4 protein-coding genes are annotated in these 5379 nt (G+C 50.2%); 1 reads left to right on the top strand and 3 read right to left on the bottom strand.

Going from position 1 to position 5379, the window contains the following annotated elements:
- The first annotated feature begins 261 nt into the window (after positions 1-261).
- Positions 262-2346 carry an ADP-ribosylglycohydrolase family protein gene (locus tag ACTOY7_RS21260; protein ID WP_482671813.1) on the top strand — a complete coding sequence of 695 codons (2085 nt, stop codon included), beginning with the start codon at positions 262-264 and terminating at the stop codon, positions 2344-2346.
- 454 nt (positions 2347-2800) lie between these two features.
- On the opposite strand, the gene ACTOY7_RS21255 is transcribed toward ACTOY7_RS21260, so the two are convergent.
- From ACTOY7_RS21255 to ACTOY7_RS21245, 3 genes are all read right to left on the bottom strand, one after another.
- A complete protein-coding gene (locus ACTOY7_RS21255) occupies positions 2801-3403 on the bottom strand; it encodes a hypothetical protein (protein ID WP_482671814.1) in 603 nt (200 codons plus the stop codon).
- Positions 3393-3875: an RNA polymerase sigma factor gene (locus tag ACTOY7_RS21250; protein ID WP_160283956.1), complete on the bottom strand. Its 483-nt coding sequence runs from the start codon at positions 3873-3875 to the stop codon at positions 3393-3395. The genes ACTOY7_RS21255 and ACTOY7_RS21250 overlap by 11 nt, the downstream gene beginning before the upstream one ends.
- A 385-nt stretch (positions 3876-4260) precedes the next feature.
- Positions 4261-5289, bottom strand: a complete 1029-nt coding sequence (locus tag ACTOY7_RS21245; protein WP_482671815.1) for a hypothetical protein — start codon at positions 5287-5289, stop codon at positions 4261-4263.
- Positions 5290-5379 lie beyond the last annotated feature (90 nt).

The following is a 5379-nucleotide window of genomic DNA, read 5'->3' as shown; positions in this document are numbered from 1 at the left end:
CTCTGAAAATAAGAATACACCCATTTAGTCTATATGGAAATATGGAATCGAAGCTTTCGTCATCATTTGTGCCGCCGCAGGCGGTATGGTAACAAATTTGACTCAGGCGGGGATGATTTTGGCGCAGATCGAATCCGGGCTGTTCTGGCGGAGCATGGGAGCATGGATTTGATACAAGCGATTTTCAAGCGAATTGAATCCGGGCTGTGCTGGTGGAACGTGGATTCTATATGAACGATTTTAAGAAAGCAGGTGGAAAAAATGACGGATGCGGTATATTATGACAAGGTTTACGGCGGATGGCTCGGGAAGTGTCTGGGCGGTGCGGCGGGGGCTCCGGTGGAGGGCATCAAAAAGCTCATTCCCTGTGAGGATTTCCGGGAAATGATCCGGCCGGACCTGCCCAATGATGACCTGGATCTACAGTTATTATGGCTGGAGGTTCTTCAAAAAAAAGGACGCCGTGTGACTGCGGCCGACCTGGCAGAAGCCTGGGACCGTCAGTGCTGGTATCCATTTAACGAATATGGAATTTTTCTGAAAAATTACGAACGCGGGATTCTGCCGCCCTACAGCGGGAGCTTCAATAATCCCCTGTTCTGCGAAGGGGAAGGCTGTCCGATCCGGTCTGAAATCTGGGGAATGGTATTTCCCGGAGACGGAGACACAGCGGCGGCTTACGCCGGAATGGACGGAAGCCTGGATCATGCGGGGGAAGCGGTTTGGATTGAGCAGTATTATGCGGCGGTTGAGTCGATAGCATTTGCAGATGGATATGGCGCAGCGGTTGAGCCGTTGGTTTTCGCAGATGGATATGGCGCGGCGGTTGAGCCGTTGGTTTTCGCAGATGGACATGGTGCGAAGGGAGCAAATATGGAAGCCCTGTTACTGGGAGAGCTTCACCGACTGCCGGAGGGTTCCCGCGCCAGAGCCTGTGTGAATCTGGTGATGAAGACATTTCATGAAGATCCCTGCGGCTGGAAAAAGGCCAGGGCCAGAATGCTTCGGAAATTCGGGCATTTTGATTTTACCAACGCGGTGACCAATCTTGGGATTACCGTGATCGCCCTGCTATACGGCGGGGAAGATCTGTGGAAGGTGATCAATATCGCGTTTCGCTGCGGTTATGATACGGACTGCACCTGTGCGACAGCGGCGGCGGTCTGGGGAATCCTGCATGGTGCCGAAAAAATTCCGGAAGATCTGAAAGCGCTTGTAAATGACCGGTTTGTGATCGGGATTGATCTGGAACGGACGGATAACTCTATACGGAAGCTAACGGAGGAAACCTGCGCATTGGGGCGGAAGCTGGCTCTGCAAAACCGCACATCAGATTGGAAATCGGAGGACGAAAGCTGCGCATTGAGACAGATGACGGCTCTGCAAAACCGCACATCAGAGCAGACGCCAGCGGACGAAAACATTTCAGCCGCCGAGAACGGATTTGGCTCAAGCGTAAATACTGAAGCGACATTGGCTGTAGATATACTATATATGAACCGTCCGGCAATCGGTTTCAACGACCATTGCGGCATCGGCATCCGCCTGAAAAATCATTTCCCGATTGAAAAAGAATGGAACATCCGAATTGCCGGGCTGCCTCTGGGGTGGCGCGCGGTTCCGGAGCACCAGACCCTGGTTTTGGAACCGGGGCAGGAAAAAACAGCGGAGGTTTTGATTGAGACAACAGACGACGTAAAAATACTGTATAGCAAAAACCTCCTGAAAGCCGTTGCCGGGGATGATCTGCAGGAATTTCGCCGCTGCTTTGGAATCGCCGGATCGTCAGAATGGACAGCGGCGGGGCCTTATTTTGAAAATCTGGAAAAAGACGATCCGCCGGGAATCCCCAGCGCCCACGGAGAGGGCTGTATCCTCCCCACACTGGAATGTATGGTCAACAATGCAGTATATCTGGAAAAAGAATACATGGATGAGCAGAATTTTGTTCAGGCATTTTCTGTGGAAGAAACCTGCCGGGTACATGGGTATGAGGACTTGCTGCCGCTGGATGAAGCGTTTCCTTTCCAGGGACAAGGGTGCATTTATCTCAGGCAGAAGCTGGTCTCGGATACAGAGCAGGACGTCTGGGCTGTGATTGGAAATAACGACGGCTTCAAACTCTGGGTAAACGGGGAGCTGTGTCTGGAGCAGGATGAGATCCGGCTGTGGACGCCTTATAATAATTATCAGACCGTGCATTTAAAAAAAGGTGTAAATGAGGTTGTTATCAAGGTATTGAAACGGACGGAAAGCATGAAGTTCAGCATTGCGTTCCGGAAGCACGAGGGGGAACATTTTCACCGGAAACGGTGGTGCGTGGATCTTGGGTGCGAGAATCCCTGATTCTGTTTCAAAGAGTAAATATAAAGTATTGTAAAAGGCAGGGCACCCGGTTAATGTGTGAACTATCCGAAATTTACTGTTCATGCGGTGCCGCGCACTTGCTGCACGGCATCCGGCCAATACAGTGATGGGGCGTACATCCAGTCCCTCGCCGTCAGGCGACTTTTCAATGGGCTGGATGCGTTACAGTTTGCGGCTGGTTAGATAACAGGCCGTGAACTGTAACATATCAGCGCATGGGACGGGAATCAGTCACTTCACCCACATAAGCAAAAAATCAAGATGCGAAGCATCGGCAGACGGCTTTGCCGACTGTTTTTGCGCATGTGAGTGAAATGACTGTGAATCGTAACTATGAATTGGCTTTACCGCAGGAGTTATCTTTTTAGGGAAACAGGTCTAAAAGATGTCATTACCCGACAGCCCCCTGCCGCTTTTTGTCCGTCTCGCAAGTTCAATCAAAGGAATCCGGGGCCGGATATTTATGCGGACTCATACCATAACCTTTCTGATAATTGATCGTCATATACTGCGTTTCCTCTCCGCGCGTAAGCTTAACATAGCACACGCCGTCCTCAAATAGGTCCGTAATCTCCATTTTCTGATCATAATAATATACCCAGACCGTACCGTCATCCTTATATTCTACCTCGGGAGCATTCAAGGACTCATTCAATTGCTCCAGAATTTCCTCCTCTGTCAACGGACGTTCCGTTCCATCCGATTCGTATGCGATTCCGCCCCCTTCCCGCTCTCCCACTTCGCCGTTTTCCAGCGGATATGAGATATGATATGTCCCCTCTCCGTCATATTCAAACGTTGCCGTTGTCTGGTCTCCATGAACCCAAAGCTGAACCGTCCTCTGAATCCCTCCGATGTCTCCCGCATATGCAATGCCGCTGCCGCCTGCCAATACCGCGCAGACCGCTGCCGCTGCCGCCGCCGTTCTCATTTTTGCTTTTTTATTCATAATAGCCATCCTTTCTATCTCCTGAGATATCTTGTCGGAGGACTGCAATACCGAAAATGCCTGCTTATATTTTTCTCTATTCGTCATCTTCCCATTCCTCCCGCAATTTTTCTTTGAGCATCACACGACCGCGCGACAGCCTCACCTTGACGTTGCTTTCTGTGATTCTCAGAATATCCGCAATCTCATGTACGGTGTAATCCTCATAGTAAAACAAATGGATCACGATCCGGTATTTCCGCGGAAGCTTCATTACCGTTTCGAACAATTCCCCGGATTCCAGTGTCTCAAAGGTCAGCGTCTCCATATAGTCCTCCAACGGCACCTTATTTCTTCTCCAAAATGTCCGGTTCGTATTTTTCGCTTTATTGATCGCCACACGGATCAGCCATGCCCGGATGTGCTGCTCATTATCAAATTCTTTCTTTAATAAATAATACTGAATGAATGTATCCTGAACAACGTCCTCCGCGTCTTCCGCGTTCCCGCAGACATTAAAGGCTGCTGCGTAAAGATTGTTCCGGTATTGTTCAAACAGCTCTTTTACTGATGGTTTCATGAGTACTCCCCTGATGTTGACGCGGAAAGCCTGCCGCCGACCGGCTTTCCCGCATACGTGGTATGAAAAGGCCCTTCACTAATAATACACCTCAAAAAGCAAAAAGGTTACATAATGCGTTGAAAAATATTGACAATCAAGTGATTATAGTATATAGCGCATATGCTGCAACGTTTTGTCCATTTCAGGTCATAGCAGGCACTGCCGTTCCCGGTGTAAATATTCTGTATGCGGATTTCCCTGTGCAGCCGCACGAATCATATGGTCAGATCATCATGGTCATATAAGCAGGAATGCTTCTCATATATTTTTCTCTACTCCGTCAGCGCCCCCTTAAAACGCGCCTCCTATGAAGCGTTTTAAATGGCAGCTTCCATCGCCATGATCACCCCAGCCATCCCAGCGGAAAGCCCCACCGGATCACCTTCAGCGCCGGCACATACTCCGCCAGATCCACGAATGCCGGGCAGACTGCCATCTGAACCAGCAGGATCGTCAAAGTCCATCCGGCAAAGGACGTACTGTTATGAAACAGACTGCCCACAGTCGGCACCCAGAAACTGCACACCAGGACGAACAAAACCATGCTGCTGATCTCTGCCCCGATCCCCCGGTGTCCCGGCGCTGACAAGATAAGGAGTATTCCCGCCGCAGCCGGGACAGTCGCCTCCGCCAGGCATCCCAGATACCGGAACCTCCGCCGCCGTCTCCAATCCAGGGCAGACAGCGCGCCGTTTCCGTTCCCGCCGAACTTCCTTCCCTGGGCCATCCACAGGATCGCAAAAAGAAACAGCCCTGTCATTCCCTGTACCGGCCGTACTTCTCCGGATGCGCCTGCTTCCCCCCGCGGCTGCGCGGTTTTTATGATATCCATGCAGAACATCTCACGGTCATACAGGTAATCATCTCTTTTTTCCAGAAGCGCCTCCGTCAGTTTTTCGCTGCTTCTTCCGTACATTTCTTCCTCACTGCCGATCAGTATTTTTTTACTGTAGCCTTCAAAAAATGCCGCATAAAATGTCTCCTGAGCTACCAGTCCTTTTGCGGAAAAGGGCGTGCAGATATAGGTTACGGAGTTCTTTAACCGATCCTCCCAAATCCGTTCCTGAAAATCCTCAGGAAAAAGAAATCCGCATTCGATCCTGCCCGATACCATATCCCGGCGCATGGTCTCTTCGTCCGAGTATTCGATAAATTCGAATATACTGTCTCTGTGCCGAAGGCTTTTCAAAACGTTGTCCGCATATTCATCCGCCGCGCCGCAGACACCAACTCTTGTATTGTCTGCGTCAGGCAAATGTATATGGGCGGTCAGAAGCACCAGCAGGATCATGCCCAGAACCTGCAGCCACGAGGTTTTCCGTTTGAGCCATGCTTTCAGCTGCAGCGCATACCATATTTTATATTGTACCAAATCGCTGGCGCGATGGCCAGAGTAGGTACATATTTCCTAAAAATTAGTAGTTTTTCCTTCTATCTTTCAAAAAAAGTAGCAGTTTTTGTA

It is taken from the genome of Schaedlerella sp. (genome assembly GCF_056796775.1).
This window is presented reverse-complemented; position numbering and strand designations above follow the sequence as displayed.

Bases quoted from the DNA above. Each gene is read 5' to 3' on its own strand.
- ACTOY7_RS21260 (WP_482671813.1), top strand. From the start codon at position 262: ATGACGGATGCGGTATATTATGACAAGGTTTACGGCGGATGGCTCGGG.
- ACTOY7_RS21255 (WP_482671814.1), bottom strand. From the start codon at position 3,403: ATGACGAATAGAGAAAAATATAAGCAGGCATTTTCGGTATTGCAGTCC.
- ACTOY7_RS21250 (WP_160283956.1), bottom strand. From the start codon at position 3,875: ATGAAACCATCAGTAAAAGAGCTGTTTGAACAATACCGGAACAATCTT.